Here is a 26106-nt window from a genome sequence, read left to right on the forward strand (position 1 = left end):
CACGCGAGGCGCCCCCAACATCATCCATTTCGGAACGGGAAGAGATGTCGGCACCGAATAAGTCGTACGACCCTGTCGAGGTCGAGGCGCTCAAGCCCGACGCGATCGAGCGGATGCGCGCTGACGCGCTCGCCGCCATCGCGGCCGCCGGCGACCTCGAAGCGCTCACCCATGTGAAGACCGCGCACACCGGCGGCGGCTCGCCGCTGGCGCTCGCCAACCGCGAGATCGGCGCCCTGCCCCCGCAGGCCAAGGCCGAGGCGGGCAAGCGGGTGGGCCAGGCCCGCGGCGCGGTCAACCAGGCACTGGCCGCCCGGCAGGCGGAACTGGAGGCCGAGCGCGACGCCCGGGTGCTCGTCGAGGAGGCCGTCGACGTCACCCTGCCGTACGACCGCCGCCCGGCCGGCGCCCGGCACCCGCTCACCACGCTGTCGGACCGTATCGAGGACATCTTCACGGCCATGGGCTACGAGGTCGCGGAAGGTCCCGAGGTCGAAGCCGAGTGGTTCAACTTCGACGCGCTGAACTTCCCGCCCGACCACCCGGCCCGCGAGACCCAGGACACCTTCTTCGTCGAGGGCTCCGACGGCGGCAGCGAGTCCGGCGTCGTGCTGCGCACCCACACCTCGCCGGTGCAGATCCGCGCCCTGCTGCAGCGCGAGCTGCCCGTCTACGTGATCGCGCCGGGCCGCGTCTACCGCTCCGACGAGCTGGACGCCACCCACACCCCGGTCTTCGCGCAGGTCGAACTCCTCGCGGTGGACGAGGGCCTCACCATGGCCGACCTCAAGGGCACGCTGGACCACATGGTGGTCTCGCTGTTCGGCGAGGGCATGACCACCCGGCTGCGCCCCAACCACTTCCCCTTCACCGAGCCGTCCGCCGAGATGGACATGCTCTGCTACGTCTGCCGAGGCGAATCCGTCGGGAATCCCGACCGCCCCTGCCGCACCTGCTCCTCCGAGGGCTGGATCGAGCTCGGCGGCTGCGGTGTCGTCAACCCCAGGGTGCTCACCGCCTGCGGCGTCGACCCGGAGAAATACAGCGGCTTCGCCTTCGGCTTCGGCATCGAGCGGATGATGATGTTCCGCCACAACGTCGAGGACATGCGAGACATCGTCGAGGGTGACGTGCGTTTCACCCTCCCGTTCGGGATGGAGATCTGATGCGGGTCCCGCTTTCTTGGCTGCGGGAGTACGTCGACCTGCCCGCCGGAGTCACCGGCCGCGACGTCCAGGCCAAGCTCATTTCCGCCGGCCTGGAGGTCGAGACCGTCGAGCAGCTCGGCGCCGGCCTCAAGGGCCCGCTGGTCGTCGGCCAGGTGCTGACCATCGAGGAGCTCGAAGGCTTCAAGAAGCCGATCCGCTTCTGCACGGTCGACGTCGGCGACGCCAACAACACGGGCGAGCCGCAGGAGATCGTCTGCGGCGCCCGCAACTTCGCCGTCGGCGACAAGGTCGTGGTGATCCTGCCCGGCGGCGTGCTGCCCGGCGACTTCCACATCGCCGCCCGCAAGACCTACGGCCACACCTCGCACGGCATGATCTGCTCCGCCCGCGAGCTGGGCATGGGCGACGACCACGACGGCATCATCGTGCTGCCGCCCGGGTCCGAGACCGGCGCCGACGCGATCGAGCTGCTCGAACTGGTCGACGAGGTGCTGGACATCGCCGTCACCCCCGACCGCAGCTACTGCCTGTCGCTGCGCGGCGTCGCCCGCGAGGCCGCCATCGCCTACGGGGTCCCGCTGCGCGACCCCGCGCTGCTCGACGTGCCCGCGCACAACGGCGAGGGCTACCCGGTGCGGGTCGCCGACCAGGACGGCTGCGACCGCTTCACCGCCCGCACGGTCACCGGCCTCGACCCCGAGGCGGTCTCGCCGATCTGGCTCCAGCGGCGGCTCCAGAAGGTCGGCATGCGCCCGATCTCGCTCACCGTCGACGTCACCAACTACGTGATGTTCGAGCTGGGCCAGCCGCTGCACGCCTACGACCGGTCCCGGATCAACGGGCCGATCGGCGTACGCCGCGCACAGCCCGGCGAGAAGCTGACCACCCTGGACGGCGCCGAGCGGATCCTCGACCCCGAGGACCTGCTCATCACCGACGAGTCGGGCCCCATCGGCCTGGCCGGCGTCATGGGCGGCGCGCACACCGAGATCGCCGACGGCGGCTCCAGCGACGTCGTCATCGAGGCCGCGCACTTCGCGCCGGTGGCGATCGCCCGCACCTCACGCCGCCACAAGCTCGGCTCCGAGGCGTCCCGCCGCTTCGAGCGCGGCACCGACCCGCTCACCACCTCCTCCGCCGCCCAGCGCACCGTCGACCTGCTCGTCGGCCTGGCGGGCGGCACCGCGGAGCCCGGCGTCACCGAGATCGCGGCGCCCACCCAGCCGCGGGTCATCACGATGCCCGCCGACCACCCCGACCGGGTCGCCGGCAGCGACTACGGCCGGGAGACCGTCGTACGCCGCCTCCAGGAGATCGGCTGCGACGTCCTGGGCGGCGACGAGCTGACCGTCACCGTGCCGTCCTGGCGCCCCGACCTGTCCTACCCCAACGACCTCGCGGAAGAGGTCATCAGGCTCGAAGGCTACGAGAACCTGCCCTCGACCCTGCCGCAGCCGCCCGCAGGACGCGGCCTGACCGACTCGCAGCTGCTGCGCCGCCGCGTCGGCCGCGCACTGGCCGGGGCGGGCTACGTCGAGGCGCTCAGCTACCCCTTCGTCAGCGCGGAGGTCTTCGACCACCTCGGCCTCGACCAGGACGACGAGCGGCGCCGTACGGTACGGCTCGCCAACCCGCTGGACGACACCGAGCCGGCGCTGCGCACCACCATGCTGCCCGGCCTGCTCGCCACGCTGCGCCGCAACACCGGGCGCGGCGCGCACGACCTGGCGCTCTTCGAGATCGGCCTGGTCTTCCTGCCCGGCGCCGAGCAGGCGGCGCCGCCGCGGCTGCCCGTCGACCGGCGGCCCACCGACGAGGAGATCGCCGCGCTGCAGGCCGCGCTGCCCGACCAGCCCCGCCGCGTCGGCGCCGTGCTGGCCGGCGCGCGCGAACTGCCCGGCTGGTGGGGCCCCGGCCACCCCGCGACCTGGGCCGACGCGATCGAGGCGGCCCGCACCGTCGCCCGCGAGGCGGGCGTCGAACTGACCGTACGGGCCGGCCGTTACGCGCCCTTCCACCCCGGGCGGTGCGCCGTCCTGCTGGCCGGCGAGCAGGTCGTCGGCCACGCGGGCGAACTGCACCCCCGGGTCACCAAGGCCTTCGGGGTGCCCGAGCGGACCTCCGCGATGGAGATCGACCTCGACCTGGTCGAGGCGTCCGGCGGCGAACGCGCCGGCGGGCCCCGCGTGTCGACCTTCCCGGTCGCCACGCAGGACGTCGCCCTCGTGGTCGACGCCGACGTCCCCGCCGCATCGGTCGAGGCCGCGCTCCGCGAAGGAGCCGGTGAGCTGCTCGAATCGGTCCGCCTCTTCGACATCTTCACCGGCCCGCAGATCGGCGAGGGCCGCAAGTCCCTGGCGTATGCGCTGCGCTTCCGGGCCCCGGACCGCACGCTCACCGCGGAGGAGGCCACGGCGGCGCGCGACTCCGCCATCGCCTCGGCGGCGCGCCGCACCGACGCCACCCTCCGCGGCGCCTGACCGCCCCCGGGGAGGGCGCCCCCTCACGGGGCCCCTCCCCGCACCCCTTCCCGCCCCTTGCGGCGCGTTGCTCCCCTGCGGCCCGGTGGGGGTTCGTCGCGCAGTTCCCCGCGCCCCTGGGTGACTGCCCCTGCGGTGCTTTGCCTGCCTGCGGCTGCCGTTATGGCCGGCCGCGCAGTTCCCCGCGCCCCTGAGGTGGCAGCCTCGTCCTGCCGCGTTCACAGTCGCGGTCCACTCCGGCGGGGCGCGCAGTTCCCCGCGCCCCTGGGCGGGTGCCCTCCTGCGCAGAGCCCAGCCCCTGGCAGGCGCCAATGCCTGGGCGTAGGACGCAGGCCACAAGGGGCGCGGGGAACTGCGCGCCCCGCCGAAGAGGCGGGAAAGAAGGCAACGCCACAGCAAGTGGCACCCGCCCGGGGGCGCGGGGAACTGCGCGACGAGCCCCCACCGGGCCGCAGGTAAGCGACGCACCGCAAGTGGCACCCGCCCAGGGGTGCGGGGAACGGCGCGACGAGCCCCCCCACCGGGCCGCAGCCGAGCAGCGCACCCCAGGGGGCAGCCCCCACCGGGGGAAAGGTGATCGCGGGGAACACCGCGACATGCCGTGACGGCGGGCGGCGGCAGCCGAGCCGCACCACCGCGGGGGGTGACCGTTAACCCCCGGAGGGAATTCGCTCGATCGGGTGACCGGCCCGGACGCAACGGGCGCGGCGCCGAGCCAACCGCAAGAATCGGGGGAAGCGAAGAGCCGCAAGGGGGAGCCGGCCGCATGAGCCTGATGCAAAGCATCCGCGGCGTGCGCCGCACACCCTGGGTGCCGTTGTCCGCGGTATGGGTCGCCGCGATGGGCGTCCTGGCATGGCAGGTGCCGCAGGGCACCGACGTGCTGCCCGCGCTGGCGGTGACCCCGGCGCTGAGCGTGGCGTCCGGCGGCCACCGCCGCGCGGTCCTCCTCAGCGGCACCCTCGCGCTGGCAGCGCTCGGCACCGACCTGGCGGACGACTCGATGGCCGTGTCGGGCCCGGCGGCCGGAGCCGCCTGCACCGTGCTGGCGGTGGCGGCCGCGGGCATGTGGACGGCGGCCCGCCGCAGCCGTCTGAGTGCCGAGCTGACCAGGACCCGGGAGATCGCGGTGGCGGCCCAGCACGTGCTGCTGCGTCCGCTGCCGCACGAGGTCGGCGCCGTGGCGGTGAGCGGCGACTACCTGTCGGCCAGTCAGGGCGCCCGGGTCGGCGGCGACTTCTACGAGGTGCTGGCCACCCCCTTCGGCGTGCGCGCGCTGATCGGGGACGCGCGGGGGCACGGCCTGCCCGCGATCGGCCTGGTGGCGGCGCTGCTGGGCAGTTTCCGGGAGGCCGCGCACCACGAGGCGGACCTGCCCGCCGTGGTGCACCGGCTCCACGCCGCGATGCACCGGCATCTGAGCGACCGCGACGCGGGCGAGGAGGTGACGGCGGAGGAGTTCGCGACCGTCCAGCTGGTGCAGCTCGCGGAGGACGGCGGGCTGCTCGCCGTCAACTGCGGCCACCCGCCGCCGTATGTGCTGGGGCCGCAGGTCGGCCCGCTGGCGCTGGGCGAGCCGCTGCCGCCGCTGGGCCTGTTCGACCCGCTCCGTACGGACGTCACCGTGTGCCGCGGCCGGCTGGACCCGGGGGAGGGGCTGCTGCTGTACACCGACGGCGTCCCCGACGCCCGCGACGGCACCGGCCGCTTCTTCCCGCTGCCCGAGACGCTGGCCGCGCTGGGGGCCACCCGTGTGCGGGACGCCGAGGTCGTCGCCAGGCTACGCGCGGAGATCCTCCGCCACACGGGCGGCCGCCGCGCCGACGACGTCGCCCTCCTCGTCCTGACTCCGACGCCCAAGCCCGTCGCCCCGCCGAAGCGGCAGCAGGCGCCGGCGCCTGTGGCGCGTGCTCAGCCCCCGGTGGCCAGCGCCGCCGACGTGGCCGCGGCCAGGGCGTCGAGTTCGGGCGGGGTGTAGGCGGTGCCGAGGACGGCCTGGCGCCAGTAGAGGGGGCCGGCCAGGAGGTCGACGGCGAGGGCCGGGTCGGTCGCGGCGGGGACTTCGCCGCGGGCGGCGGCCTGGGCGATGACGGCGGCGACGATGCCGCCGTGTGCGTCGCGGAGCGCGCCGTGGAGGGATTCCGCAAGCTCCGGGCTGCGGGCGGCCTCGGCCAGCAGGTCGGGGAGGATCTGCGCGACCACGGGGTGCCGCAGCGCCCGCGCGCTGACGTCGAGCAGGGCGCGTACGTCGCCGCGCAGCGACCCGGTGTCGGGCGCAGGGAGGCCCTGGGCGGCGACGGCGGGCACGACGTCGAGGACCAGCGGCAGTTTGGAGCGCCACCGTCGGTAGACCGCGGCCTTGCCGACGCCCGCCCGCCGGGCGATGCGTTCCATGGACATCCGCGCGTAGCCGGTCTCCGCCAGTTCCGCGAAGACCGCGGCCCTGATCGCCTCGGTGACGTCCGGCCGGAGTACGGCGGCGCCGGCGGGGGGTCTGCGGGACGGAGCGGGGTCTGCGGTCATACGGACGAGCGTATCGCGACGGAACGGTTGCGTTCCGACCGCAGGGAGCCGTACGGTCGTCACGACGATACGGTACCGTTCCCTCGCTACGTCCAGAGGTCACCCATGCCACCACCCACCCCGCTCGCCGCCCTGGCCGCCGCCCACGGGCTGACGGTCAGCGGCGCCCGGCCCTCGCTGGCCGGCTACACCCGGCAGCTGTGGGGCCGCCGGCACTTCATCAACGAATTCGCCAGGGCCCGCACCGCCGCCCCGTACACCCAGGCCAGGCTCGGCCAGCTGTGGCAGGTGGGGACGCCGCTGCTCAATGCGGGCGTCTACTTCCTGATCTTCGGCGCGCTGCTGGGCTCCGGGCGCGGCGTGCCGGACTACATCCCCTTCCTGTGCACCGGGATCTTCGTCTTCGCCTTCACCCAGTCGGCGGTGCTGGCCGGCGCCCGCTCGCTGACCGACAACATCGGCCTGGTCAGAGCCCTGCATTTCCCACGGGCCGGGCTGCCGCTGGCCGTCACCCTGGTGCAGCTGCGGCAGCTGCTGCTGTCCCTGGGGGTGCTCGCGGTGATCGTCGTGGCGAGCGGTGTACCCGTCACCGCCCGCTGGCTGCTCGCGGTGCCCGCTCTGGCGCTGCAGACCGTCTTCACCGCCGGATGCGCGCTCGCCGTGGCCCGTGTCGGCGCCCGCACCACCGACTTCGCCCAGGTGCTGCCCTTCGCGGTCCGCAGCTGGATGTACGCGTCCGGGATCTTCTACGACCTCTCCCGGATCACCGCGCACGCCCCGCACGCCGTGACCCTGCTGCTGGAGGCCAACCCGGCGCAGGTCTACGTCGCGCTGATGCGCTACGCCCTGATCGACAGCGTCACCAGCGGCCGGCTGCCGCCGCACGTGTGGCCGCTCGCGCTGATCTGGGCGACTGTGGCGGGGTGCGCGGGATATGCGTTCTTCTGGTCGTCCGAGGAGGAGTACGGACGTGGCTGAACAGTCCGCAGGCGAGTCCGCAGCCGCAGCCCAGCCGCAGGCCGCACCGAAGGTCCTCCGGGGAGCCGGGCGCGAGGCGGAACCGGCGGCCGGGCCACCGCCCGTCCTACCGCCGTCCGCGCTGTCACCGGGAGTGCCGACCGTCGTGGTCGACGGCCTGCATGTCGTCTACCGGGTATACGGCGCCGGCACCGGCCACGGCAATGCCGCCGCCGCGCTGCGCCGCATCCTGCTCCGGCAGGGCGCGCCCAGCGTGCACCTCGTGCACGCCGTCAAAGGGGTGAGCTTCACCGCCTACCGCGGCGAGGCCATCGGCATCATCGGCTCCAACGGCTCGGGCAAGTCCACCCTGCTCAAGGCCATCGCGGGCCTGCTCCCACCGGACCGGGGCCGCGTCTACACCGACGGCCAGCCGTCGCTGCTCGGCGTGAACGCGGCGCTGATGAACGACCTGACCGGCGCCACCAACGTGATCCTCGGCGGCCTGGCCATGGGCATGTCCCAGGAGGAGATGCGCGAGCGCTACCAGGGGATCGTCGACTTCTCCGGGATCAACGAGAAGGACGACTTCATCTCCCTGCCGATGCGCACGTACTCCTCCGGCATGGCCGCCCGGCTGCGGTTCTCGATCGCGGCGGCCAAGAACCACGACGTGCTGATGATCGACGAGGCGCTCGCCACCGGCGACCGGGCCTTCCAGCGCCGCTCCGAGGAACGCATCCGCGAGCTGCGCAAGGAGGCCGGCACGGTCTTCCTGGTCAGCCACAACAACAACTCCATCCGCGACACCTGCGACCGAGTGCTGTGGCTGGAGAAGGGCGAACTGCTGAGAGACGGCCCCACCGACGAGGTCATCAAGGCCTACGAGGCCCACTCCGGCGGCAGCTGAGCGAGCGCGAAGGGGGAGGCCGGCCGTCAGGAGGGGTAGACCGTCAGTAGGAGTAGAAGCCCGCGCCTGACTTACGGCCGAGCCGCCCGGCGTCGACCATCCGCTGGAGGATCGGCGGGGCCGCGTACAACGGCTCCTTGTACTCCGCGTACATGGTGGCTGGTTGGGCTTGCCTGCGAGGGTTGGGGGCTCCGTCTCACTTACCTGCGCAAACGTCGTTTCGCAGCATTCCCAGACGTTCCGTGTGATGTCTCTACAGAGATCCCTGACGGGTCCCTGGGGCCGCCTGGCCTCCCTCAGAAATCCCTGGAAATAGACCGCCGCCCCGGTCCCTGAAGAGGGACGCGGGGCGGAGCCTGCCCTGCCGGCGGCGTGCCGCCCGGCTTCCGACCGACAGGGCCGTTCTGGGGGAGTGGTGCGATCCGGTCTGTACGACACTCGGGTCACCCGAAAAGATGCGTGCTCGATGCAGTAGAAAGTCGAACAGATGTTTGGTATGCAGGCGGTAGGTTCGTTTTGTCGGGTCCGCCGACCTCGGGATCTCCTTGATCGGAAACTGAGTAGTTAACTATGCAGACAGACGATCATGATGGCTACAGCGTTGATCACGTGCCGTCCGCAACCCCGATCCCCGACGAGATCCTGCGTCGCCGGCTCGCGCTCGGGGTTCGCATCCGGATCGCCCGGGAGGCCGCGGACCTGTCACAGGACCGCCTCGCCGAACTGGCCGGCCTGACCCGGGCGTCGATTTCCCACATCGAGACCGGAGTCCATTCCCCCACCGTGGACCGGCTGATGCTGATCGCCGACGCAGTCCGGGTACCCCTAAGCGTCCTAGTGCGGGACTGACTTCGGACTAGGTGCATGCCTCACGGTCCCGCACTCCGATGCCCGGGGCAACCATGTTGAGGTCACCCGATCGGGTGAATCTATGCGCGTCCTGCTGACGTTCCTGCGCACAACCCTGCCGCCCCGACCGCGTTGCGACCACCCGCGGTCGGGGCGTCCCCGCCGGCGCCATGGCGGGGTTGCCTGCGCGGCGCCTCGACGGGGGGCGTGGGCACCGCGCAGGCGGTGGGCTACCGGTGGCACCGTCCACCGGTGACCCGGTCTCAGGGGGCGTGCATTCGGGCGGCGGTGAGCCAGACCGGGGCGTGCCGGTCGGCAGTGCGCTTGGCGTCGTCGCAGGCCCGGGAGTCCCGGCACCACACCAGTTGAAGAGGTCCGCGGTCGTCGGTCCGCTGTCGGACCTCCCAGTCGGTGACTGTCCGCCCGCAGTGGTCGCAACGGCGGGGGGCGCCCTGCGGGATCCCCGCGTGGGCGGGTGGCCCGTCAGGGCACCCTATGAAGCTGGGCTCGGTCACCGCTTCGGCCGGCCGGTCACGGTCGACGTCGACTCGGTGGTGCAGCCGCCTTTGCGGCAGCCTTCAATCGGACAGGACATGGGTTCCTCCTCTCTCGGGTGTGATGGTGGTGCGTGCGAGCGCCTGGCCTACCTCGGCGAACAGGTCGGCGGTCAGTTGGAAGCCGGCGCCGCAGTGGTGGTAGAGGTGGCTGATCAGGATGTGCAGCCTGCGGAAGTCCTCCATGCCGATGCCGTCGACGAGGGCGGCGCGCAGGTTGGCGACGGTCTCGGGTAGCGGCTGCCCGGTGAATCGCGCTGTGAGGGCTTCCAGGTTCGAGGCGCGGCGTAGCCGGTCGAGGTCGGCGTCGAGGAACTCGCGGACGGTGTACGTCATGGCCGTCGTCCGCAGTCTGGCCCGCAGTGGTGGGGGACCGTCGCCGGGGGCGTGACACCCGGCAGGTGGACGATCGTGACCGGCCCGATGCTGGTCTGCCCCTCCCGGACGGTGACCAGGGTGGCGTCCGTGGACTCCATCACGCGGGGCCATTCGACCGGTTCGGGGGTCACCCGGACGGCGGCGTCCTCGGTATCCTGTTCCATGCCGACCTCGTACTCACTGGGGGTTGGCCACTCCCCGGACCGGTGGCACGGTCGCGGGGATTCTTCGTCCCATTACGGTATACCCCGATGTAGACCTCTGTAGAGGAGTACGGAGGGATCTGCACATGTGCGCAGGTCAGCGCATGTCTACGTTGATCGTGTGAGTGACACCGATCCGCAGGACCTCATTGACCACGAGTCCGGCCGGCCCATTTACATGCAGCTCGCCGACATCGTCGCGGGCATGATCTCCGCCGGGGCGCTGGTTGTGGACCGGCCGATCCCTGCCGAGTCCAGGCTGGCCGAGGAGTACGGGGTGGCCCGGTTGACGGCGCGTCGTGCTGTGCGGGAACTGCGCGAGCGGGGGCTGGTGTACACGGTGCAGGGCAAAGGCACGTTCGTTGCCGCACAGGAGCCGACCGCCGACTGACGGCATATGCCGTCCTGCCTGCGTGGATACCGCCCTGTCACAGGCGGGCCGTAGGGTTGTGCCATGCCCCGTACCACCACTCCCCCGGATACCGCGCGCCCTGATGCCGCGGCGCTGAACGAGCGGATACGGGCGTTCACGGCGGGCCGGTCGTACTGGTCGCCCGAGGCTTTGGCGGAGTTGGCGCGGATGCGCGCGGAATGGCAGGCGGCGGTCCAGGTGGAGGAAGCGGCGTGACGCGGGTGGTGCGGTACGTCGGCGGCCCACTGGACGGCCTCGAAGTAGACGTCACCGCGATGCCGGACTTCGATCCCAGCGGTGGCGCCTACCAGATCGTGGACGGCTGGGAGGACCGGGCGGACTACGAGCCGGAGCCCGGCGGGGACCCGCTGGTGTGGGTGTACCGGGGGCCCGTGTCGGGCTGAGCAGCGAGTTGTCTCCCCCAGTGGCAGCCCAGCGCGCGCCCGGTGATGGTGGAAAGACCCCAAGAGTCTGGAGATCACCGTGATCGTGAAACTGCTGCACGACAAGGGCCTGCGCGCCGAGCACTGCTACGCCGCCGGGTTTGTGTCCATTGGGCTGGCCATCGTGTCGTGGACGGCATCGATGCAGGCTGAGGCGGCTGGGGTGTCCCGTGCGGATCGGTGGGGCATTTTCATCGGCGAATGGGCGCCGACGTTCTTCGCGCTGGGGCTGGCTGTGGGGACCTATGAGACGCCTGAGGCGGCCGACCCGGGTGTCGACCGCCGGGACGCTTTCGCGTAGGTGCAGCACAACGCCCCCGCCGCGAACGACGGGGGCGTTCGTGTCTCCGGGGGCCTCTGCCCCGCGCCGTGTGGTCCCGCTGATTCGGGTACGGCTTGCGGGAGGGACTGGGGTTACCCCCCCCCGGCTGAACCCGGCAGACGAGGCCCGTCCCGCATCCGTGGGGATGCCGTTGCCGACCGTGGGGCCGAGGGGGCGGGCGGAAGGCGCCTACACCGGCCAGCGGGCCGGTTCAGCTCCTACGGGCCAGTGTGGCACGCCCCTCCGACACCGGACGCTGGATTGTCCGACCTCCGCCGTAGGGTGCGGGCATGGCCGATACGACGTTCCCCCCGGACCTGGTTGACCTGCAACGACGCGCCCATGAGGCGTGGGCTGCGGTGGAGGCGCACCGGAAGCAGGTGGACGCCCGGCGGGTCGCGGAGGCGGATGCGGCGGACGAGGCCCTGCGTGCAGCCGGACAGCGGGTGTCGGAGGTGCCGACGTGGGGCCGGCGCACCCTCCCCCCGTGGACCGAGGCGGACGACCAGGAGCACGCGCGGCTGATGGGCGAGGTCACCGCGGCCGCTGAGGCGCTCCGGGTGGGGGTTGCCGGGGCCGGGCTCGACGGCGGATACGACGCGGCACAAGGGCTGCACACGGCGGCGCGGGCGTAGGAGCGACGAAACCCCCGGCCGATGGTCGGGGGCCGTGGTGCGGCGGATCAGGTGATGTTCTTCTGCCGCCACAGGTCGTCGATCAGGTCGAGGCCGCGGGCTGTGGCATAGGCCACGGGGTAGCTGACCCCGCGATTCGTCTCGGGGATGACCCGGAACTGACCGCCGTCCTGGAACGCCTTCCGGGGAAGGTTCCGGCCGCCACCGTTCTGCGAGGTCTGCTTGCGGAATATCTGGATCTCGACCAGCCAGTTGGTCATGGTGCGCACGTCCGTGCCGAGCATGTCGGCGGTCTCGGTCATACCGATCAGCCCCGCCGTGTTGAGGAACTTGTCCCACTTTCCGGCCTTCGGAGCGGCGACTTCCAGCTCCTTCGCCAGCTGCTGCTCACGCTCCAGCGCGGCCACGTACTGCTTGGCCATCTCCAGCTCGGACATCGGCCGGCTGGTGGCGATCTCGGCCTTACGGGTCTGCACGGTGAAGTACGACTGGGCGGCGGCGACGGCCGGCTTATTCGGGTCGCCGTTCATCGCGACCAGGTAGGCGGCCTGGCGGCTCAGGCGGTAGTCGGCACGTGGGGCGCCGCCGGTACCTTTTTGCGTGGTGGCACAAAAAGCCTGTTCAGAGTAGGTGCCGGTGTTCTCGGCGGACCGGATGGCCCGCTTGACGACCTCGTCGAAGTCACGCCACTGGACGTAGGCCATGATCGGCTGGAGGTCGCGGGCGGACCAGTATTCCTGGCCGTAGTCGTCCACCCGGCGGATTGCGTCGAAGGGGCTGCCGTCTCCGCCGTCCCCGTCGTCGCTTCCGGCGGCCAGCGAGATACCGTTGTTCTGTGCCACGGAGCTTGTTCCTCCTGGTTCATGCCCTCCGCGGGACCCACTCCCGCGTGAGGGCGCACTTCGTTTTGGGGCGGATCGTGGGGCGATCCACTGGTTGGAACAATACAGCCAGTGACGACAACTCCCGGCGCATGATCGGAATTGATGATCTATCAGGGCGTTGCGAACTCATAGAAGACGGACTGAGTCAGACTGGCCGGACTGAAACGGCACTAGCCGGAGTGAAACGACACCCAGCTGCGTGACGCACGTCACAAAACCAAAGCGCTCCGACCTGCGGCTACGATCGAACACATGCCCGATTCCCTGCCGCCCCGTATCCGGGTCACCCTCCCCGGGTCCACCACCGGGCAGATCACCGGCTGGCAGCAGGACCAGGACGGCCAGTGGTGGGCCACCGTGACCGTGCGCGCCCCCGCTACCGCCGTGCAACCGGTCGACGGCGAGGACTACAGCCACGTGCCCCGCCAGCCGGCCCCGCAACCCGGACCCAAGTACGTCCTCGTCGCCCCCATCGACCCCGCCGGACAACCACTCGCCGCGGAACTCCACGAGACCACCTGCTTCGCCATCCCCCGCGACAGCAGCCTCCACCGGGTCACCCCCATACCCACCCCGGCCGACGCCCGCGGCATGCTCGGATTCCCCGACACCACCGCGTGCACCGCCTGCCGACCCGAGCCGTGACAGGGCTGCGCCCCGCCGGTACGGGGAGAGCGGCGGGGCGCTGCGGGGGGTGGGGCAAGAATGCGCCCATCCGGGGCCGGTGGCCATACGCATAAATGCGCAGAACACCTATGCAGGCGGGTCGAGGGCGTCCGCGTGCGCGACCAGAGCAGCGGCCAGCACGCGGGCCTGCTCCGGGGTGAGCAGGACCGCGTCGAGAAGTTGCGGCGCCTCCAGTGCGACGTAGTCCTTGCCCTCGAAGCGGTCCAGAGATACGACCGGCACCGGGCTGTAGTGGCTCACGTGCCGCTCCTCTGCGCGGTCCAGGTCTCGCCGTCGTGCTTCCACTCCAGTCGGTCGCTCGGGTCGTCGTAGCCGTTCTCGTAGCAGATGCCGCACAGTGCCCCGTGCTCGCCGTCGTGCCCATCGGGTAGGTCGCACACGGCTGTTCCGTGGGTGTGATGCAGCTCGGCGCCACACGCGGGCACGTCGACCTCTGCCATCAGGTCTCCTCGGGTGCGGGCGGGGCGGGGGTGGCCGTGCGCTTCGCCTCGACCTCGCGGCCGACCGTGGGCTCCCGCTTGCGTTCGGCACCGACCGAGCGGGCGATGCGGCGGAAGAACTCATCGGACAGCCCGGTGAGCTTGGCCAGCTCTGCAGCGGTCGAGCCGGCCAGCAAGTCCTTGGCGGCGCGTTCCTTCACCTCGGGTAGCTCAGCCTTGGCGGCTTCGTGGTGCCGCTTGTGTCGGGCGTAGACCCGGAGGTTGTCCTCGTCGGGCGCGTGGTCGGTAGCCATACCACATAGTTGCACAACCGTTGGCCTACTGGTAGGCCACACCCTTGCCCCACTAAAGAATCATGGAGAACAACAGGTTGGCCTCTTGCCTGGCCAAGAGTTGGCCTCTATAGTCGAGTCATCAGCAAGGAAGCGGCGAGCAGGGGAGACCAAGATGACGATGACCGCGCACATGGTGGCGTACACGGCACGCACCGGCACCGAGACCGAGCAGGGCGTCGCCCGCGTTGTAACCGACCGCAGGGTCCCGTCATGGCAGGACTGCCACGCACAGATCCCCGGCTACTTCACCGGCAAGTACCTCGGCCCCACCACCTCCTTCACCCTCCGGTACACCACCGCGGCGGGCGAGCAGGTCAAGGCCATGGACGCCACGCTCCTCAACAAGATCGGCCGTCTCGTCGCCAGCGCCGCCAAGCGCGGTGAGGCCTGGGACATCGCGGTCACCGACGCGGCGGGCGAGGACGTCACCTTCGACTTCGACTGCTTCCAGGACTGACCCACCCAGCCCACGGACCGGCGTGACGCTGCGGGACCGAATCCCGCCCGAGGGCACTCCGCGCAGACCGCATCACCGCACCGAGGGGCCCCCGATGATCCGCACGCTCCGCACCGCCCGCCGTAGTCTCCGTGCCGCACTGGCCGCCGGCCGGCACATGGTGTCCGCCGCGATCAGCGCCCACCACCGGCTCCTCGTCCGGCTGCTCGCGGCGGCCGACACGGGGGCTGTCGTGCGGATCCGCTACCAGGACCAGCACGGGACCGTCAGCGTCCGGGACATCAGCCCCCACACCCTCCGTCCCACCAACGCCGGGGACATCACCGTCCGCGCGTTCGACTGGCGCGACGGCGAAGACACCACATTCCGCACCGACCGCATCCAGCTCGCCGCGTAGGAGTCCGCCATGTACACCGACCCCGACTACAAGGCGCTCCCCGCCTCCAGCGTCCCCGCCGCGTTCGACCGTGGCCACCTGTACAGCCCGACCCTGGACCTCACCCGGTACGCCCTCGACGACAGCTACGCCTACGACTACCGGCCGGGTGACCTGTACGAGCCGATGCCCGAAGCCCCGCGCGGTAACCCCAAGGGCTTCGCGTGGTGGTGGCTGAACATCGCCCGAGTGGACGTGCCCGACTTCCTCGGCCTCCGAGTCGGCGACCAGATCACCATCCAACACGTCACCAGCGTCGGCTCCGGCGAAGTGATCGTCACCCATCGATTCGGCGCGGTCGTCCGATACCCGCTGCCAGCCAGCAGCTTCACCGAACGGACGCACGACGAAATGTACGTCCGCCGCCGCAACGACGCAGGCCACTGGTACCCGTAAGCCCCCAGACCGGCCCCACTCTCGACCTCTCCACCTGAACCACAACCCACAACCCAAAGGAAGTCATGAACATCGAGATCAACGTCAGCGACATCACCCTCGACACCATCGTCGGACAGGTCGTCGGCTTCGACGAGGACGGCGACGCCTACGAGACCGGGCAGCGCACCGTCGCCGATCTGGTTGCCGAGAAGATCGTCGCCCGACTGGTCGGAGACCAGCGCTATCCGACCCTCCGCGACATGGTCACCGAGATCCGCAAGGAGGAGATCCGCGCGGCCGTTCGCCCGTCCATCGACGAGGCGCTCGCCCGGCCGATCTACAAGACCAACGCCTACGGGGAGCGCACAGGCACCGAGACGACCCTTGCCGAGATCGTCGCCGATGAGGCGCGCAAGCAGCTCGCCGAGCCCGCCGACCGGTACCGCAGCGAGAAGGGCAGCGTTCTCCAGCAGGCCGTTCGCGCCGAGGTGCAGAAGGCGTTCTCCGATCAGATTGCGCAGGCCGTTCAGCAGGTCCGCGACATGGTCGCGCAGGAGTTGACGGGCGATCTCGCTGCGCAGATGACCAAGGCGCTGGCCGCCGGGCTCCGCAAGCCCTGACCCCGTCCCGCCTGATCGCCGCCCGGGTGCACGGACCCCCGCCGTGCACCCCGCGAGGTGATCAGCCGACCGACCCGAGAGGAGCCCGCTGTGACCGTGCTGATATCGGAAGCCACCCGGCGGTGGTGCGCCGACCGGGACCACCCCTTCATCACCTACAACCCGTGGCTCGACCGCAGCTACTGCAGGTGTGGCCAGCGGCAGGAGCCCGGCGATCAGCCGCAGGACTGGGACGCCACGCGCGAGATGTTCCACGACTGCAAGCCCGGCGAACCCTGCCGCTGCTACGCCAGTACGAAGCCCGACGCCGGCGATCGGCCCCGACCTGTCGTGCGGCCCGAGCAGGAGTCCCTCTTCGACGAGCCGACTCCTCCGAGGCACCCCGCCCGCAGGCCGCGGCTGCGTGACCGCCCCGTCACCGACGTCCACCTCCCCACCTGACCCCCGCCCACCCGAGCCTGCCAACCAACCAGCAAGGAGCACAGCATGACCGCCGCTGACGACTTCATCCGCCACATGCAGGGCCAGGACCCCGCCGAACTCGAACGCGACCGCGAGGAAGCCTGGGGGGGCGCGCGCACCGGCAAGGAAGCAGCCTTGACCCCCGCCGACCACGCCCGCCAGCGGGCCGCAGTCGAGGCGATCGGCTTCCGGCCGTTCGCCGAGACCGACACCCGCACGCTCATCATCGACAACGCGCCCGACGTGCCCAACCGGTACGGCTCCGGCAGCATCCGCGTCGCCGACGTGACCATCACGTACCACCGCGGCGAGGACGGCAGCCGCCGGATCACCGCCCGGGTTCGCGGTGAGTGGCGGCGCCCCGACGGGGAGATCACCGACGCCCCCATCAACCAGGAATACGCCGACGGACCCACTGCGGACTGGCCGGACTGGCTCGCTGGCCTCGCCTGGTACTACCACCCCGAGCCGCACACCGTTCCGGAGGAAGCGCGATGACCACCAAGACCGCCTGGCCGTATGACGCGGACCGTGACGACCCGCTGACCAAGCTCCGCATCCCGGTCGTGGCCTCATCCCACCCGGAGTGGAACTACATCGTCGCGTTCATCGCGGTCGACACCGCGCCCTACTCGTGGGGTAGCGGCGAGAGACCCACGGACGCCGAAGCCCAGCAGCTCGCCTCGTTCCTCGGGTACTACATCGACACCTGGTACGGCGACTCGTACAAGGCGCGGCTTGCGGAGCGCCCGTTCGATGTTGACGGCGGGGCGAACGGCATGACCTTCGTCAAGTACGGGGCCGGCGACTGGGGGTACCGGCGCCGCACATGGACCATGGGGCCGCTGTTCGTACCACAGTCCCCCAACTTCGCCGAGCGGCCCATCGGTCCGCTGACCCTGCCGCAACTCATGGACCGCATCTACGACGACGGAGACGGCAACGACCGGCCCGACTGGGCGCAGTGGAAGGCCGACCACCCCGACGTGTTCGGAGGCGACCAGTGACCGCCCTGGACGATGCCGCGCAGGCCGTGGAGGAGGCGCGGAGCAGGGTGCGGAATGCCCTGTGCGACCCGCCGACGCATCCCCCGACCGGTGGCGTCGGGATGATCTGGTCAGACGCCACGCCACTCGTGGACGCCCTCATCACCGCCGTCCGCCACCACGACGCGGAGGTGGCCCGGGAGTTCGCCGACCAGGAAGACGGGCTGCTCGCCATGCCGAAAGCCGCCGTGTACGTCCAAGGCATCCGCGACGGCGCCGACCGAATCGAACCGAAGGAGGGGACGTGACCGCCACCGATCACCCGTGCTTCTACGGGTGCCTGATCTGCCTGGAACGGAAGACCCGCGGCGCAAGTCCCAGCCTGTCGATCGCCCGCGCCGTTCAGACCTGCGCCGCGTGCCCGTCGCAGTGGGACGCCTGGACCGAGGACGGCGACTACCTGTACCTGCGCTACCGGTGGGGTGTCGGCACCGCCCGCTACGGCGACATCTTGGTCGCCCAGTTCGACACCGACGACCCATGGGGCGGAGTCATGGGACTCGACGAGTTCTGTGCCCGCGCCGGGATCATCCTCGCCGACGACGCCGAAGCGCTCGGTCGCCCCACCGCCTGATCCGCCCCGTCCCGCCGAACACCCGGCGCGGACGGGGCCGGCGTAACTCGCTGGCAGACGCCGTGTGACCAGCCGATCATCAGACCTACCCGTCCGAAAGGCCCGCTGTGAACATCCTGCTGTCAGGCATCGTCGGTTCCACCGCCTACGGCCTCGCCCGCGAAGGCTCCGACGTGGACCGCCTCGGCCTGTTCGCCGCACCCACAGAAGAACTGCACGGCCTGCACCAGCCGAAGGACTCCCACGTCACCACCCACCCGGACCGGACCCTGCACGAGGCGGCGAAGTGGTGCCGACTCGCCCTCGGCGGCAACCCCACCGTGATGGAACTCGTCTGGCTGCCCGACGACCTATACGAGGTGCGGACCGCCCTCGGTGACGAACTGATCGGGATACGGTCCTCGCTGCTGTCGGCGAAGCGAGTCCGTGACGCCTACCTCGGGTACGCCACCCAGCAGTTCAAGCGACTGTACGACCGGGGCGACGGGTCGTTCTCCGCCGATACCCGGAAGCGGACTGCGAAGCACGCCCGGCATCTGCGGAGACTGTGCCATCAGGGCTTCGAGCTGTATGCCACCGGCCGGCTGAGTATCCGCGTAGACAACCCCGAGGAGTATCACCGTTTCGGGGAGCAGGTCGCCGCCGACGCCATGCTGGCGCTGCCGATGCTCAAGCGCTTCGAGGCCGCTTTCGACGCCACGGTCAGCGTGCTGCCCGAGCAGCCTGACGAGGCTCCTGTCGAAGCGTGGCTGCGACGGGTGCGCGCCGCCCACTACGTCCGCGAGGGAATCTGACCTCACGCAATTCCGCCCCGCCACCGGCAGCAACGGTGGCGGGGCGTCGGCGTGTCCGGGGTCAGGGCACCCACAGGTGCGTGCACGCGAGGCATATTTGGGTGCTGGACCATTTGCCGCGGGCCTGGTCGGCGAGGGTGATCCGCCCGTGGATCGCCCACACGCCGACCCCGCCCCCGGCCAGGGCGAGGAGTCCCAGCGGCCACGCCCCGGTCACCAGCAGCACCACCCCGAGGGCGGCAACACCTGCGGCGATCAGCCGGGCCCGCCGGTCACCCTCGGCCGGCTGCGCGTACTTGCCTTTCAGCGGCGAATCCCCCGGCAACGACCGCCAGTAGTGCGGCAGGTGCTGAATGTTCGTGGACGCGCATTTGTCGGACGGGCAGCGCATGAATCCCCCTCAGGTCGGAAGCCCCAGCCTGCCGCAGGATGGCGGGCGAGGCGAGAGGGGAACCAGTCAGGCCGCAGCCAGTGTCGGCAACGCCGGGATGGCCCCGGCCAGCCACCCGCCCGGCTCAGCGGTGAAGTTGGGTGCGGCCGACGTCTCCCACCAGGACCGGACGGCGGTCGTGGTGACGGTCTCCTGGGTGCGCTTGTCGACGTACTCCACCGGCCGCTCCCCGACCTGCCGGACCGTGACCCGCCCACGCTTGCAGCCGGCCGGGTAGTCGTTCCAGTTGACCCCGGCCTCGGTGAACAGCAGCTCCTGCATGCCACCGGAGGACACCCCGTGCAGCCGCTTGTGGGAGAACTCGGCCTGCGCCGCCATCGAGATGCTGTTGCGGACGGCGTCGCGCTGCCTCCACAGGAAGTAGTTCGCGACCTCCACCGGATCGGCCATCGTGAACACCCGGGCATCGAACAGGGCGCGCTTCCCGGGGCGCCGCTCGTTCAGTACCGCGGTGGCCAGCGACGCGGACACGGACAGGACTTTCGCGACGACCCCGCCGAACCACGGCTGCGTGCCGAGCGCGGCGAAGTCCGTGACCAGGATGCTGATCTCGTCGGACTGCGTGTACGCGAACGCGGCCCCGGACACCTCCGCGCACAGGGCCTCCGCGACCGCGTCCATGTCCGCCATGAACGCCTCATCGAACGGGCGCTCGCAGCCTCGCAGGTACGAGTGGAACGACCGGCCGTCGAGACGCAACAGGGTGTACGTGCGGCGGGGCAACAGCGCCCGGTGGACAGCCTCGTAGGCCTTCATGCGGTCACCCAGGGCGGTGCTGTCGCTCATGTCGTGTCCTTCCTCGCCGCCCGCCGTGCCCGCATCCGGGCCAGGCGCTGCTGGTCGGTGGGCTCGGTCCAGCGATGCCAGCCGGCGTCGGCCGCCCACCGCTGCATGTGCTCCCGCTCCGAGTGCGGGCAGTGGCGGCAAGCGGAGGGGGTGGTGGTCATTCGCCACCTCCGAGTAGTTCGCCGTCCAGGGCGGCCAGACGCAGGCGGAACGGCTCCACGGTCTCGGTCGGCTGCTCCTCCCCGGGGCGCGGCCACTTGTCGGCGCGCAGCCCGTACTTCACTGGCGGCTCCCACCGCGAGCACTTCCAGTCAGAAGCGCGCCGGTAGATTTTGATCCACCCGTCGTCGCCATGCTCGGTACTGAGGTACGAGGGCATCAGGCCGCCCGTGTTGGGAATCGGCTCAACATCCGGTGCACTCCGGAACGCAGCCTCTGCGGCACGCCCGAAGTCTCGGTGCCGGTTGCAGTACCAGACCGGGGTTCGCCAGCCCGTCTCCAGGTCGACCCGCAGGGCGTTGCTGACCGCGTGCTGCCCGCACTCGCCCGCCCGGCGGATCATCGGCGCCGAGCAGAGCCGCTGCTGCCAGACGGCGGCATGCTTGTCCGGCTCGTACCGGGGCCGGTCGGCGTCGATCAGGTCGGAGAGGCGCGACCCCTTGCGACCCCATGTCGGGTACTCGCCGAGGATCGCAGCGGCACGAGTCCAGACCTGGCCTTTCGGCTCGCCGAACATGTCGAACCGGTCAGGGTCGCGGGCAACGAGCCAGGCCAGCAGGAGGATCAACTCGCGGGCCTCGGGTGTCATCCGCGGGTCGCGGTAGATGCGGGCAACGAACTTGTCGTACCCGTCACCACTGCCCCCGCCGCCCTTCCTCTTCCGCTTCGGGCCGGGCGGGGCCTGGTGGACTTCGGCGAGATGCAGGGCGGCACCCATCACGCCCCCTTGCTGACGGTCTTGCGTGCGGGCCAGGACCAGCCCATGCGGGCCCGGTGCCTGCCGCCGTGCTCGGCCGGAAGCTGACACGGGCGCGGCTGGTACTGCGACGGCACGAGATTCGGCGGACCGCCGACGCTCCCGCACTCAGTCTCACCGGGCGACGCAAAGTCCCGGAACCAGTCCATGTGCAGCGCGGACGACTTCACGTCCCGGTAGCAGAAGTGCGTGGCACAACCGCCGCACAGCTCGCACTCACGGCACTCGTCCAGCTTCCAGGGGTCGACCTGGAAACCCATGGCCTGCTGGTACCGCTCGTTGGCGCAGCCAGAGTCGAGCACCGACTTCCACGTGCGCTGGTCGTCGGCGGTCACGACGCCGCCTTGAAGCCGCCGCGAGCGACCGCACGCCGGACAGCGGCTGCGTGGTGCGCCCAGTACGACTGGTCGGCGTCGTCCAGTTCATCCCAGCCCCGGGTGTTGGCGCTCCGCCCGAACCGCTGGTACAGCCACGCAGGAAGGGTGTCCGGAGTGGCCTGCGGCTGGGCGCCGCCGCGGTCCTCAACGATCCACTTGCTGCCGAAGTCGTGTTCGTCGTTGCCGCCCGCTCCGAGCCAGCAGAGCCGCTGCCCGCCGGTACGGACACCTCCGCCGTGGATCACGTTCCCGGCATCGACAAGCGCGGGCGACACCGTCCCGGCGAGCGGGTCGATCCCGTAGTCCGCGAGGGCGTTCAGCGCGTCGGCGAGGTTCTGCCACAGGGCGGCCTCGTCGGTGGCTGCCGGGACGGGCTGTTGGACGTCAGTGGTCTGATCCATGGTCATTTTCTCCTGTTATGTGTAGGTTCAGTATCTCGCGAACTGGCCCCCGCCGCCACCCTGTTGGCAGGGTCCGCGGAGGCAAAAGCGCAGGTTGGGGCGGTCACCACTGCATCGCGGGGTGGCACTTCTCGCATGGGTGGTCGGTCTTGATGCCGTTGTGGTCGATGTGCTCGCGGAGGCGTCCGATCGGCTCGCACTCCACCTCGCCGCACCATGGGATGCCGGCGGTCTCCTCCGGGGTGGCGGGCCGGGACCAGATGTCGTTGCTGTACGGGGTGTGCTCGCGGGTCAGGGTGTCCGACCCCATGCGTTGGTGGGCCCGGCCCATCGCCCGTTCCCACATGCCCCCGTCCGCCGCGTCCCGGCGGCCGCCACCGAGGACGTCCTCCAGGGTCAGGTTCGCGTAGTCCTCCGCCGACGCCACCGCACCGCGGATGCCACCGGCAGCAGGCGGCGGCGAGGCGGGCACCGTGTCCGGCAGCTTCTTCGTGAGCTTCGACAGGTAGAACGCCACCGGGTTGTCCGGCCGGTAGTTGCCGAGGTGGAGGTAGTACGCCAAGCCCTGCATCGTCCAGCCCTTCTCAAGGACGGCGACGAAAGCCGCGGTCAGTTGCTGCCGCTGCTGCTTGTCTGGCACCTGATCCAGGTATTCGAGGGACGCGGTGATGTGCTCGGCAATCGATCGAAGATCGGAACCCCCTCCCCCTCCTCCTTCGGTGACGTCGGGGTCGACGGCCGGCTCGCAGGGCTCCGACAGGGAGGAGGTGGGATCTTGATGAGATTTAGAGACATGGGATGGGGGGCCAGTCACCACTGCTTCCGAGACAGTGGTGACTGCTTCATAAGCAGTGGTGACTGTCTCCCTTGCAGCGGTGACTGCTTCCTCGGCGGTCGCCACTGTTTCCGGAGACGAAGAAGAGACAGTCACCACTGTCTCTTCCGTCTCGATCAGCGGGGCCTCGAAGTCCGGCACCCGGAACTCCGCCGCCCTGCCCGGCACCGCGTACAGCAGCCGGCCATCCGCGCCCTTCCCGAACGGCACGCGGAACTCCCAGCCGGCCAACGCCAGGTTGCGCAGCGCATCCCTGACGACCCGCTCGTTCTTCGCCGCCGTCCACCGCACCAGATCCGTCAGGGTCGCCTTGCTGCGGCGACCGGTCTCCGGGTTGTACCGCCAGCCGTCATCCCACCGGGCATCGTCGGCGATCTCCAGGGCGACCGCCCGAGGCAGGCCCTTGATGCTGGGTGGCAGCACCTCGCGGAGATCACGGCGCAAGCTGCTACCCACGGGCGGTCACCCGGTCGGACCTGGGCACGCAGAACGAAGACATCAGTGGAGCCCTTCGGTACGAGAAAGAAGATCAAGAGCGCGGCGCCCGGTGAATCAGGAAGCCAGCAGGTCCAACCGGACCGGCCAATCGCTCACATCGACGCCGTTCGCCGCCGCGAGAAGGCCACGGACCGTCAGGTCGTGCTCAATCACGCCCTGCCCGATCGGCATCAACAGAGTCCACCGGCGCCAGTTGTCGCGAGCAGTACGGATCTCTCCGCACCACCCCATCTGGGGGGCGGCAACCTCGTGGACCTGCGCACGCAGCATCAGCAGGAGAGTCCGCAGCGGAAGCGACAGGTAGTCGAACCGAGTGAGCGCCGCGCCCGGGTCCTCCGGGAACTCCGTCAACCACGGCACCGGCAAGGGGATCGGCGTGCACTCGGCGCCCCGGCACGAGGACCGGCCCTTCGCCCACACATCCCGGTGCTTGCCGACCAGGCCGTCCTTGCGGACCACCTGCGGACGCTGACACCCCGCGCACACCGCGAAGCGACGCGGACGCGACCTCGGGGACTGGGCAGCTAAGGGCGTGCTTGCTACGCTTTCCATGCTGAAGCTCCTTCGTCTGGCGATGACGGACTTCTCTGGCCAGCGGTTGGTCCCGCTGGTTCTTGCGGCGGCCGGGTGCTCTAACACCCGGCCGTTGTGCTGCTCAGGCCTGACCCGTCTCGTGCCCCTTGGGCGCCTCGCCCATCTTGTTGAGGATTCGGACGAGCGAGGCAAACGCCTGTGGCGACATCTCGTCTCGGAGAATCTGGGCGATCACGGACGGCTTGTCGGTGGGGACCAGCGCTGCCCTTGGGTCGTTGCTGAACAGGGCCTTGTTGTAGGTGCGCCACTCGCGCAGCTCCTGACGGAATCTCTCTCGGTCGACGGGTACGTCAGTTAGCTGAGGCGTCTGGTCGTTGCGCACGAACCAGGCCCGGGCGAGGTAGCCGTCGAACCACTTGCCGGGGCCCCCCATGCCGAAGGCCGGGCGAACGTCGGGGCTCTCCAATTGCCCAAGTGCGGTGTTGCACCACTTGCAAAGGAGTCCGCGCACGGCTGCGTATCCGTATCGGTGGTCGTGGTCGATGACGAGACCGTGGCCCCGACGGTTCTCTGGAACGATGCCGCAGGCCTCGCATCGGCCGCCGCTGCGTTCCCAGAGGTTTTCGTAGTCGGCGCAGGTGAGCGAGTAGACCTTGTGGATCTTGCAGTCGACGGTGCTGGCGTGCGGGTTCTTCAGTCGCAGGAGGGCAGAGGGCCTCAAGTCGGCTCCTTTCCGTGGTTCACGCGCTTCAAGGCAACCACTATGGCGCCATAGTGTCAATGCGGCTCTACGACGGAGTCTGTTCTAGGCTGGCAGGGCACCTAGGTACCAAGACATCAGAGGAGGTGGGCCATGGTCAGCAGATACGACCGCCGAGCCGCATTCGAGCAAGTAGCCGACGCCCTTCGCGACCGCATTGCGAGAGGCGAGTACGAGCCGGGGAGTCAGCTCCCCTCGTACACGCAACTCGAATCGGAGTACGGCGTCGCCATCACCACGGCCCAGCGAGCGATCCGGACCCTCAAGGCCGAAGGGCTCATTGAGGGCCAGCGGGGCAAGGGCAACTTCGTTCGCCGCGAGCGACCGGTCGTCACGATTCCTGCTTCGTACATAGCGCCGGCCGACGGGAAGTGGCATGGCTGGCGTGCCACCGCACGTCTGCACGGCATGGACGGGTCGCAGACCCTCGATGAAGTGACGGAGGGCGACCCCCCGACCCCCGTTGCGGACGCTCTGCGACTCGAAGACGGCGAGCTGGTGGTGGTGCGGCGACGCACCATGTACCTGGACGGAAAGCCGGTCCAGTTGGCCGACAGCTACTACGCCGCGGAGCTGGCCCGGGGCACCCTCCTGGCCCGTAACGAGAAGATCCCGAGGGGCACCCCGGCGCTGCTCGACGAGATGGGGTACAAGACGGCCGAGTGCGAGGAGTTCGTCACCGCACGGATGCCGACCACCGGGGAAGCGGAGGCGCTCAAACTCGGCCCTGGCGTCCCCGTGATCGAGATGGTCCGCGTGACGAAGGCGGAGAACGACGTGCCGGTGCAGTGCGAGGTCTTCGTGCTTGCGGCCGATCGCCATCGGTTGAAGTACGTGCTGCCAAACTGCTGAGGCACCCCCTGGCGCCCCACCCCCTTCTGGGGTTGGGGCGCTTCTTGTTGTCCGAAAACAAGCAACGCGATTCGCGGGAACCTTGGCACTGAGGCGCCATGGCGCTATAGTCGGAATCCACGGAAGCCGCCCCAAGGAGACCGAGTGCCTACGAATGGATCACCGGAAAGGCGCCCGCCGTACTCCGTCAAGCAGATCGCACGCCTGCTCGGCGTCTCCCTGACCACGGTCTACGAGGAGATAGCGAGAGGCGAGCTGCCTGCCATGGCGATCGGTACTGGGCGCGGCACCTACCGCATCGAACCCACCGCCTTCGACGACTACAAAACACGCTGCTACGCCCGCGCCGTGCGTAGCGCCGAGACACCCGCCGCCGCCTAACGCAAGACGCCCCGGACGCGGTGACGCAATCACCGGCCGGGGCTGACCACCCAAGACCGCTAAGCCAACTGGGAGATCGAAATGACCGTATCAGCCACCACGAAGTCCGTCCGCCCGTTCCTGTCGCCTGTGGGCGAGGCCGCCCTGTCCCGCTTGGTGGCGGACACCGAGGGTTGGTTCCCGGTCGCCGCCGGGGATGAGCACCCGAGCCAGGAGGACGAGGCGTTGCGCCGGGTGCGGGAGCACCGTGACGCGATCCGTGAGGGGAAGGCCGCCTACGAGGAGTGGGCGGCGACCGCCGCATGAG

Annotated in this window: 41 protein-coding genes, 1 pseudogene and 1 CRISPR repeat array; of the genes and pseudogenes, 25 read left to right on the forward strand and 17 right to left on the reverse strand. The window is 70.4% G+C overall.

The features are described 5' to 3' along the window. Positions 1 to 44 precede the first annotated feature (44 nt). The 3 genes from pheS to OG900_32960 all read left to right on the forward strand — a co-directional run bounded on the left by pheS (position 45) and on the right by OG900_32960 (position 5627). The gene (gene pheS / locus OG900_32950; GenBank protein WUH94474.1) at positions 45 to 1166 is read left to right on the forward strand and encodes a phenylalanine--tRNA ligase subunit alpha; all 1122 of its coding nucleotides are present in this window, start codon (positions 45 to 47) and stop codon (positions 1164 to 1166) included. Continuing rightward, positions 1166 to 3649, forward strand: a complete 2484-nt coding sequence (gene pheT / locus OG900_32955; protein ID WUH94475.1) for a phenylalanine--tRNA ligase subunit beta — start codon at positions 1166 to 1168, stop codon at positions 3647 to 3649. Before pheS ends, pheT begins: the two co-directional genes overlap by 1 nt. Before the next feature lie 97 nt (positions 3650 to 3746). Then, a CRISPR array of direct repeats spans positions 3747 to 3918; the repeat unit is 22 nt; unit sequence CGCGCAGTTCCCCGCGCCCCTG. A 497-nt stretch (positions 3919 to 4415) separates the two neighbouring features. Continuing rightward, on the forward strand, positions 4416 to 5627 hold the full coding sequence (locus OG900_32960) for a serine/threonine-protein phosphatase (GenBank protein WUH94476.1): 1212 nt from the start codon (positions 4416 to 4418) through the stop codon (positions 5625 to 5627). On the opposite strand, the gene OG900_32965 is transcribed toward OG900_32960, so the two are convergent. After that, complete coding sequence (locus OG900_32965; protein ID WUH94477.1) at positions 5561 to 6172, reverse strand: TetR/AcrR family transcriptional regulator; 612 nt, start codon at positions 6170 to 6172, stop codon at positions 5561 to 5563. The genes OG900_32960 and OG900_32965 overlap by 67 nt on opposite strands. 105 nt (positions 6173 to 6277) lie before the next feature. On the opposite strand from OG900_32965, the gene OG900_32970 reads away from it, so the two are divergent. After that, complete coding sequence (locus OG900_32970; protein WUH94478.1) at positions 6278 to 7150, forward strand: ABC transporter permease; 873 nt, start codon at positions 6278 to 6280, stop codon at positions 7148 to 7150. Positions 7151 to 7271: 121 nt separating this feature from the next. Further along, positions 7272 to 8039 carry an ABC transporter ATP-binding protein gene (locus tag OG900_32975; GenBank protein WUH96012.1) on the forward strand — a complete coding sequence of 256 codons (768 nt, stop codon included), beginning with the start codon at positions 7272 to 7274 and terminating at the stop codon, positions 8037 to 8039. 43 nt (positions 8040 to 8082) lie between these two features. On the opposite strand, the pseudogene OG900_32980 reads toward OG900_32975, so the two are convergent. Next, positions 8083 to 8196 (reverse strand): annotated as a pseudogene (locus tag OG900_32980) (3-hydroxyacyl-CoA dehydrogenase family protein). A 452-nt stretch (positions 8197 to 8648) separates the two neighbouring features. On the opposite strand from OG900_32980, the gene OG900_32985 reads away from it, so the two are divergent. Further along, positions 8649 to 8888 (forward strand): helix-turn-helix domain-containing protein, encoded by a 240-nt coding sequence (locus OG900_32985; GenBank protein ID WUH94479.1) that lies wholly within the window; start codon positions 8649 to 8651, stop codon positions 8886 to 8888. A 578-nt stretch (positions 8889 to 9466) separates the two neighbouring features. Here the strand turns inward: OG900_32985 and OG900_32990 are convergent. After that, positions 9467 to 9778: a hypothetical protein gene (locus OG900_32990; GenBank protein WUH94480.1), complete on the reverse strand. Its 312-nt coding sequence runs from the start codon at positions 9776 to 9778 to the stop codon at positions 9467 to 9469. Next, positions 9775 to 9984 (reverse strand): hypothetical protein, encoded by a 210-nt coding sequence (locus OG900_32995; GenBank protein ID WUH94481.1) that lies wholly within the window; start codon positions 9982 to 9984, stop codon positions 9775 to 9777. Before OG900_32995 ends, OG900_32990 begins: the two co-directional genes overlap by 4 nt. 160 nt (positions 9985 to 10144) lie before the next feature. Between OG900_32995 and OG900_33000 the strand changes: the two genes are divergently transcribed. The 5 genes from OG900_33000 to OG900_33020 all read left to right on the forward strand — a co-directional run bounded on the left by OG900_33000 (position 10145) and on the right by OG900_33020 (position 11835). Then, positions 10145 to 10414: a GntR family transcriptional regulator gene (locus OG900_33000; protein WUH94482.1), complete on the forward strand. Its 270-nt coding sequence runs from the start codon at positions 10145 to 10147 to the stop codon at positions 10412 to 10414. 63 nt (positions 10415 to 10477) lie between these two features. Further along, the gene (locus OG900_33005) at positions 10478 to 10651 is read left to right on the forward strand and encodes a hypothetical protein (protein WUH94483.1); all 174 of its coding nucleotides are present in this window, start codon (positions 10478 to 10480) and stop codon (positions 10649 to 10651) included. After that, complete coding sequence (locus tag OG900_33010) at positions 10648 to 10839, forward strand: hypothetical protein (GenBank protein WUH94484.1); 192 nt, start codon at positions 10648 to 10650, stop codon at positions 10837 to 10839. The genes OG900_33005 and OG900_33010 overlap by 4 nt, the downstream gene beginning before the upstream one ends. Before the next feature lie 79 nt (positions 10840 to 10918). Continuing rightward, complete coding sequence (locus tag OG900_33015; protein ID WUH94485.1) at positions 10919 to 11179, forward strand: hypothetical protein; 261 nt, start codon at positions 10919 to 10921, stop codon at positions 11177 to 11179. Positions 11180 to 11490: 311 nt separating this feature from the next. Continuing rightward, positions 11491 to 11835 carry a hypothetical protein gene (locus OG900_33020; GenBank protein WUH94486.1) on the forward strand — a complete coding sequence of 115 codons (345 nt, stop codon included), beginning with the start codon at positions 11491 to 11493 and terminating at the stop codon, positions 11833 to 11835. 47 nt (positions 11836 to 11882) lie between these two features. Here OG900_33020 and OG900_33025 read toward each other — a convergent pair whose 3' ends face one another. Continuing rightward, positions 11883 to 12677 carry a phage antirepressor KilAC domain-containing protein gene (locus OG900_33025; protein ID WUH94487.1) on the reverse strand — a complete coding sequence of 265 codons (795 nt, stop codon included), beginning with the start codon at positions 12675 to 12677 and terminating at the stop codon, positions 11883 to 11885. A 294-nt stretch (positions 12678 to 12971) separates the two neighbouring features. On the opposite strand from OG900_33025, the gene OG900_33030 reads away from it, so the two are divergent. After that, the gene (locus OG900_33030; protein ID WUH94488.1) at positions 12972 to 13364 is read left to right on the forward strand and encodes a hypothetical protein; all 393 of its coding nucleotides are present in this window, start codon (positions 12972 to 12974) and stop codon (positions 13362 to 13364) included. Positions 13365 to 13472: 108 nt separating this feature from the next. Here OG900_33030 and OG900_33035 read toward each other — a convergent pair whose 3' ends face one another. Genes OG900_33035 through OG900_33045 form a run of 3 tightly spaced genes read right to left on the reverse strand, consistent with a single transcriptional unit; the run spans position 13473 to position 14139 of the window. After that, positions 13473 to 13646 (reverse strand): hypothetical protein, encoded by a 174-nt coding sequence (locus OG900_33035; protein ID WUH94489.1) that lies wholly within the window; start codon positions 13644 to 13646, stop codon positions 13473 to 13475. After that, positions 13643 to 13846, reverse strand: coding sequence for a hypothetical protein (locus OG900_33040; protein ID WUH94490.1), 204 nt, complete (start codon positions 13844 to 13846; stop codon positions 13643 to 13645). The genes OG900_33035 and OG900_33040 overlap by 4 nt, the downstream gene beginning before the upstream one ends. After that, positions 13846 to 14139: a hypothetical protein gene (locus OG900_33045; protein ID WUH94491.1), complete on the reverse strand. Its 294-nt coding sequence runs from the start codon at positions 14137 to 14139 to the stop codon at positions 13846 to 13848. Before OG900_33045 ends, OG900_33040 begins: the two co-directional genes overlap by 1 nt. A gap of 154 nt (positions 14140 to 14293) precedes the next feature. On the opposite strand from OG900_33045, the gene OG900_33050 reads away from it, so the two are divergent. The 10 genes from OG900_33050 to OG900_33095 all read left to right on the forward strand — a co-directional run bounded on the left by OG900_33050 (position 14294) and on the right by OG900_33095 (position 18948). Then, positions 14294 to 14638: a hypothetical protein gene (locus OG900_33050; protein WUH94492.1), complete on the forward strand. Its 345-nt coding sequence runs from the start codon at positions 14294 to 14296 to the stop codon at positions 14636 to 14638. Positions 14639 to 14732: 94 nt separating this feature from the next. Next, positions 14733 to 15035, forward strand: a complete 303-nt coding sequence (locus OG900_33055; GenBank protein ID WUH94493.1) for a hypothetical protein — start codon at positions 14733 to 14735, stop codon at positions 15033 to 15035. A 9-nt stretch (positions 15036 to 15044) separates the two neighbouring features. Continuing rightward, a complete protein-coding gene (locus OG900_33060; protein WUH94494.1) occupies positions 15045 to 15470 on the forward strand; it encodes a hypothetical protein in 426 nt (141 codons plus the stop codon). Between the two features lie 65 nt (positions 15471 to 15535). After that, the gene (locus OG900_33065; protein WUH94495.1) at positions 15536 to 16072 is read left to right on the forward strand and encodes a hypothetical protein; all 537 of its coding nucleotides are present in this window, start codon (positions 15536 to 15538) and stop codon (positions 16070 to 16072) included. A gap of 90 nt (positions 16073 to 16162) precedes the next feature. Next, positions 16163 to 16513, forward strand: a complete 351-nt coding sequence (locus tag OG900_33070; GenBank protein WUH94496.1) for a hypothetical protein — start codon at positions 16163 to 16165, stop codon at positions 16511 to 16513. Positions 16514 to 16558: 45 nt separating this feature from the next. Beyond that, positions 16559 to 17032: a hypothetical protein gene (locus tag OG900_33075; GenBank protein WUH94497.1), complete on the forward strand. Its 474-nt coding sequence runs from the start codon at positions 16559 to 16561 to the stop codon at positions 17030 to 17032. Beyond that, positions 17029 to 17541, forward strand: coding sequence for a hypothetical protein (locus OG900_33080; protein ID WUH94498.1), 513 nt, complete (start codon positions 17029 to 17031; stop codon positions 17539 to 17541). Before OG900_33075 ends, OG900_33080 begins: the two co-directional genes overlap by 4 nt. Beyond that, positions 17538 to 17828, forward strand: a complete 291-nt coding sequence (locus tag OG900_33085) for a hypothetical protein (protein WUH94499.1) — start codon at positions 17538 to 17540, stop codon at positions 17826 to 17828. Before OG900_33080 ends, OG900_33085 begins: the two co-directional genes overlap by 4 nt. Then, positions 17825 to 18154 carry a hypothetical protein gene (locus OG900_33090; protein ID WUH94500.1) on the forward strand — a complete coding sequence of 110 codons (330 nt, stop codon included), beginning with the start codon at positions 17825 to 17827 and terminating at the stop codon, positions 18152 to 18154. Before OG900_33085 ends, OG900_33090 begins: the two co-directional genes overlap by 4 nt. Before the next feature lie 107 nt (positions 18155 to 18261). Then, positions 18262 to 18948: a nucleotidyltransferase domain-containing protein gene (locus OG900_33095; GenBank protein ID WUH94501.1), complete on the forward strand. Its 687-nt coding sequence runs from the start codon at positions 18262 to 18264 to the stop codon at positions 18946 to 18948. A gap of 61 nt (positions 18949 to 19009) precedes the next feature. Here the strand turns inward: OG900_33095 and OG900_33100 are convergent, their stop codons facing one another. The 9 genes from OG900_33100 to OG900_33140 form a co-directional block, all read right to left on the reverse strand. After that, the gene (locus OG900_33100; GenBank protein WUH94502.1) at positions 19010 to 19339 is read right to left on the reverse strand and encodes a hypothetical protein; all 330 of its coding nucleotides are present in this window, start codon (positions 19337 to 19339) and stop codon (positions 19010 to 19012) included. 66 nt (positions 19340 to 19405) lie between these two features. After that, positions 19406 to 20185 carry a hypothetical protein gene (locus tag OG900_33105; protein WUH94503.1) on the reverse strand — a complete coding sequence of 260 codons (780 nt, stop codon included), beginning with the start codon at positions 20183 to 20185 and terminating at the stop codon, positions 19406 to 19408. Then, a complete protein-coding gene (locus tag OG900_33110; protein WUH94504.1) occupies positions 20182 to 20346 on the reverse strand; it encodes a hypothetical protein in 165 nt (54 codons plus the stop codon). The genes OG900_33105 and OG900_33110 overlap by 4 nt, the downstream gene beginning before the upstream one ends. Continuing rightward, on the reverse strand, positions 20343 to 21122 hold the full coding sequence (locus tag OG900_33115) for a hypothetical protein (protein ID WUH94505.1): 780 nt from the start codon (positions 21120 to 21122) through the stop codon (positions 20343 to 20345). Before OG900_33115 ends, OG900_33110 begins: the two co-directional genes overlap by 4 nt. Next, complete coding sequence (locus OG900_33120; GenBank protein WUH94506.1) at positions 21122 to 21496, reverse strand: hypothetical protein; 375 nt, start codon at positions 21494 to 21496, stop codon at positions 21122 to 21124. Before OG900_33120 ends, OG900_33115 begins: the two co-directional genes overlap by 1 nt. Further along, the gene (locus OG900_33125; protein WUH94507.1) at positions 21493 to 21939 is read right to left on the reverse strand and encodes a hypothetical protein; all 447 of its coding nucleotides are present in this window, start codon (positions 21937 to 21939) and stop codon (positions 21493 to 21495) included. The genes OG900_33120 and OG900_33125 overlap by 4 nt, the downstream gene beginning before the upstream one ends. A gap of 103 nt (positions 21940 to 22042) precedes the next feature. Further along, positions 22043 to 23230 carry a hypothetical protein gene (locus OG900_33130; protein ID WUH94508.1) on the reverse strand — a complete coding sequence of 396 codons (1188 nt, stop codon included), beginning with the start codon at positions 23228 to 23230 and terminating at the stop codon, positions 22043 to 22045. 96 nt (positions 23231 to 23326) lie between these two features. Further along, positions 23327 to 23731, reverse strand: coding sequence for a hypothetical protein (locus OG900_33135; GenBank protein ID WUH94509.1), 405 nt, complete (start codon positions 23729 to 23731; stop codon positions 23327 to 23329). Between the two features lie 196 nt (positions 23732 to 23927). Next, positions 23928 to 24527 carry an endonuclease VII domain-containing protein gene (locus OG900_33140; GenBank protein ID WUH94510.1) on the reverse strand — a complete coding sequence of 200 codons (600 nt, stop codon included), beginning with the start codon at positions 24525 to 24527 and terminating at the stop codon, positions 23928 to 23930. A gap of 132 nt (positions 24528 to 24659) precedes the next feature. On the opposite strand from OG900_33140, the gene OG900_33145 reads away from it, so the two are divergent. From OG900_33145 to OG900_33155, 3 genes are all read left to right on the forward strand, one after another. Next, positions 24660 to 25418 (forward strand): GntR family transcriptional regulator, encoded by a 759-nt coding sequence (locus OG900_33145; protein ID WUH94511.1) that lies wholly within the window; start codon positions 24660 to 24662, stop codon positions 25416 to 25418. A gap of 144 nt (positions 25419 to 25562) precedes the next feature. After that, positions 25563 to 25799: a helix-turn-helix domain-containing protein gene (locus tag OG900_33150; GenBank protein ID WUH94512.1), complete on the forward strand. Its 237-nt coding sequence runs from the start codon at positions 25563 to 25565 to the stop codon at positions 25797 to 25799. Between the two features lie 81 nt (positions 25800 to 25880). Next, positions 25881 to 26105, forward strand: coding sequence for a hypothetical protein (locus OG900_33155; protein ID WUH94513.1), 225 nt, complete (start codon positions 25881 to 25883; stop codon positions 26103 to 26105). Position 26106: the final 1 nt, after the last annotated feature.

This window comes from Streptomyces sp. NBC_00433 (assembly GCA_036015235.1).
Classification (GTDB): Bacteria; Actinomycetota; Actinomycetes; order Streptomycetales; family Streptomycetaceae; genus Actinacidiphila.